General features: G+C 76.1%; 3 protein-coding genes. All 3 read left to right on the top strand.

All coding sequences use genetic code 11. From position 1 onward, the window contains the following. On the top strand, positions 1-1,251 hold a 1,251-nt coding region (locus ACFU6K_RS33995; protein WP_380669685.1), incomplete at its 5' end, for an ABC transporter permease. A gap of 218 nt (positions 1,252-1,469) precedes the next feature. Beyond that, positions 1,470-1,943: a hypothetical protein gene (locus tag ACFU6K_RS33990; RefSeq protein WP_380669683.1), complete on the top strand. Its 474-nt coding sequence runs from the start codon at positions 1,470-1,472 to the stop codon at positions 1,941-1,943. After that, the gene (locus tag ACFU6K_RS33985) at positions 1,940-3,553 is read left to right on the top strand and encodes a multicopper oxidase family protein (RefSeq protein WP_380669681.1); all 1,614 of its coding nucleotides are present in this window, start codon (positions 1,940-1,942) and stop codon (positions 3,551-3,553) included. The genes ACFU6K_RS33990 and ACFU6K_RS33985 overlap by 4 nt, the downstream gene beginning before the upstream one ends. Positions 3,554-3,555: the final 2 nt, after the last annotated feature.

The following is a 3,555-nucleotide window of genomic DNA, read 5'->3' as shown; positions in this document are numbered from 1 at the left end:
TCCCTGGACGGCGCCAAGGCCGCCCAGACCGCGCTCGGCGTGGTGATGTGCTTCATGCTGGCCGTCGCCCTGCTGGGCCCCTGGCTGGCCCGGGCCGCCGCCGCGGTGCTCGGCGCCCCGCTGCGGGCCGGCGGCGCGCCCGGCTCGCTGGCCGCCGACAACACCCGCGCCAACGCCCGCCGCCTGGCCTCCGCGATCACCCCGATCGTCCTGGTCACCGCCTTCTGCGGCACCCTGCTGATCATCCAGAGCACCGTGCGCCACACCAGCGGCGAGAACGTCCGGGCCGGCGTCACCGCCGACCACGTGGTCGGCGCCACCGGCCCCGGCCTGCCCGCCGGGACGGCCGAGCGGGCGGCCCGGGTGCCCGGCGTGGACACCGCCGTCGGCGTGCTGCGCACCGGCGTCGTCTACAAGGACGGCGACCAGCTGGGCTCCGCCCCCGTGCTCGGCGTCGACGGCGACCCGGCCCGGCTGCCGAAGGTGCTCGACCTCGGCGTGCGCAGCGGTTCGCTCGCCGACCTCGGCCGCGCCCCCGACACCGTCGCGCTGAGCGCCACGCTGGCCGAGGCGTTCGGCGCCAAGGTCGGCGACCGGGTCCCGCTCTGGCTCGGCGACGGCACCGCCGTGCGGCCCGCCGTGGTCGCGGTGTACGACCGCGGGCTCGGCGTCGGCCAGGCGCTGCTGCCCCGGGCCGCGGTGGCCGCGCACGTCACCGCCGGGTACGACAGCCAGGTGCTGGTCGCCGACGCGCCGGGCGCCGACCGGGCGGCGGTGGCCGCCGGGCTGGGCGGGCTCGCCGGGGCCGCCGTGACCGACCGGGCCGGGTTCGTCGCCCAGTCCGACAAGGCCATGGAGGTCAACGGCTGGGCCAACACCGTGATGGCCGCCGTGCTCGGCGGGTTCGCCGCCGTCAGCGCCGCCAACACCCTGGTGATGACGGTGCTGGACCGGCGCCGCGAGGTCGCGCTGCTGCGGCTGGCCGGCACCACCCGGCGCCAGGTGCGCGGCATGATGCGCTGGGAGGCGCTGCTGGTGGCCTCGACCGGGCTGGCGGTCGGCGCGGTGATCGCCGGGGTCACCCTGGTGCCGGTCGCCCGGGGCGTGGCCAACTCCGCCCCGTACGTCCCGCCGATGCTGGCCCTGCCGCTGGCCGCCGGAGCCGTGCTGCTCTGCCTCGCGGCGACCGGGGTGCCGGTCCGGGCGCTGCTGCGGACCCGGCCGGCGGCGCTGGGCGCGGCGCGCCAGTAGCGGGCTCGCCGGGAGCGGACGCGCCGGGGCCGGGAAGGGGGTGCTCTTGAGGACGACTCAAGGGCACCCCCTTCCTTCGGGTGAGAACGACGGCCCGAGCGGGCGGCCATGAGGACCACATGACGGTCCAATGACCTTGTCAAGAGCTGATCGTGACGTCTGATCAGTTACGCTCTCGCCCGCCCCGCCAGACCGTCGACGCAGAGAGTAGCCCGACCATGAGCAGTCCTCCTGCCGCCCCCGCGCCCCGCTGGCCGCTGATCCTGCTGCGTACCTCCACCACCCTGCTCGCCCTGCTGGCACTGCTCCAGGTCATGCTGGCCGGCAGCTTCCTGAACGGCACCTACGACTCCCTGAAGGACCACGAGGGCAACGCGATGGTGCTGGCCACCGTGGTGGTGCTCCAGCTGGCGGTGGCCGTCGCCGTCCGGTGGCCCGGCCGGGGCCCGCTCCGGCCGCTGTGGACCACCGCGCTGCTCACCGCCGCCGTCATCGGCCAGATCACCGCCGGCTACGCCCGGGCGCTCGGCGTGCACGTCACGCTCGGCGTGCTGCTGGTCAGCGGCGTGCTGTTCGGCCTGGTCGGCGCCTGGCGGCTGCCGCTGCCGGCCCGGGAGGCGCGGGTCGTCGGCGGTCCGGACGGCACCGGCCGGCTGCCGCGCCCCGGCGGACCGGTGGAGGTGGCCAAGTGAACCGGCGCCGGTTCCTGCGCGTCGGCGCCTCCGTGCTCGGCGCGGGCGCCCTGGCCTCCGTGGCCGGCCCCTCCGTGGCCCGGCTGCTCGCCGAGGGCCGCCCCGGGCAGCTGCTGGGCAGCGAGCTCGACCTGCCGGAGGCCTTCCGGGCCGCGCTGCCGGTGCCGGCCGTGCTGCAACCGGTGCGCACCGACGCGACCGGCGACTACTACGAGATCACCCAGCAGGTCGCCCGGCTGGAGATCCTGCCCGGGGTGCGGACCGAGGCCTGGACGTACGGGGGCGGCTTCCCCGGGCCGACCGTGGTCACCCGCTCCGGGCGGACGGCGGTGGTCAAGCACCGCAACGAGCTGCCGGTGCCCTCGGTGACCCACCTGCACGGCGGGCACACCCCGGCGGACAGCGACGGCTACCCGGTGGACCTGCTGCTGCCGGTCGGGTCGTCGGCCGACGCCGCCCAGCAGGCGGGCGGCACGGCCGGGATGGCCGGCATGGCGGGGATGGCCGGGATGGCGGGGATGTCCGGGGCGGACCACGCGGCCGCCCGCACCGTCGTCGGCGAGCGCAGCTACACCTATCCGGGCAGGCAGCGCGCCGCCACCCTCTGGTACCACGACCACCGGATGGGCTTCACCGGCCCCGGCGTCTGGCGCGGACTGGCCGGCTTCCACCTCGTGCACGACGAGGAGGAGGACGCGCTGCCGCTGCCGCGCGGCGGACGGGACCTGCCGCTGATGATCACCGACCGCTCCTTCGCCGCCGACGGCTCCTTCCGCTACCCCGCCGTCGACCCAGAGCTCGCCGAGCCGGGCGTCACCGACGCCTACGCCAACGGCGTGCTCGGCGACGTCATCCTGGTCAACGGCGCGCCCTGGCCCCGGCTGGACGTCGACCGGGTCCGCTACCGGCTGCGGCTGCTCAACGCCTCCAACGCCCGGCTCTACCGGCTCGAACTCGACCCGCAGCCGGTCGGCGGCGACGCCCTGGTCCAGATCGGCTCCGACGGCGGCCTGCTCGCCGCCCCCGTCCGGCACGACGGCATCGAGATCGCGCCCGCCGAACGCTTCGACGTCGTGGTCGACTTCTCCCGCTACGAGCCCGGCACCCGGGTCCGGCTGGTCAACCGCTTCGGCAGCGGCCGGACGGCCGAGGTGATGCGCTTCGACGTCACCGCGAAGCAGGTGACCGACGACGCGACGGTGCCCGACCGGCTCGCCGCCGTCGAGGCCCTGGACGCCTCCGCCGCCGTCGCCACCCGCGACTTCGCCTTCCGGCGCAGCCGCGGCGACGGCTGGACCATCAACGGCCGCCCGTACAAGCCGGGCGACAGCATCGCCACGCCCGCCCTCGGCACGGTCGAGCTCTGGCGCTTCTCCACCGACCTGCACCACCCGGTGCACGTCCACCTCGACCACTTCCAGGTGATCGGCCGCAACGGCGCCGACCCGGGCCCGTACGACGCGGGATGGAAGGACACCGTGGACCTGCGCCCGGCCGAGGCGGTGGAGGTGCTGGTGCGCTTCACCGACTACGCGGGGGCGTACATGCTGCACTGCCACAACCTGGAGCACGAGGACATGGCGATGATGGCGGACTTCACGGTGCGCTGAGC

The sequence above is a fragment of the Kitasatospora sp. NPDC057512 genome, from assembly GCF_042802135.1.
Lineage (GTDB): Bacteria > Actinomycetota > Actinomycetes > Streptomycetales > Streptomycetaceae > Kitasatospora.
The sequence above is the reverse complement of the archived record's forward strand: the minus strand, read 5'-3'. Positions and strand labels throughout refer to the sequence as shown.

Excerpts from the sequence above, each read along its gene's own strand:
- ACFU6K_RS33990 (WP_380669683.1), top strand. The coding sequence starts at position 1,470 with ATGAGCAGTCCTCCTGCCGCCCCCGCGCCCCGCTGGCCGCTGATCCTG.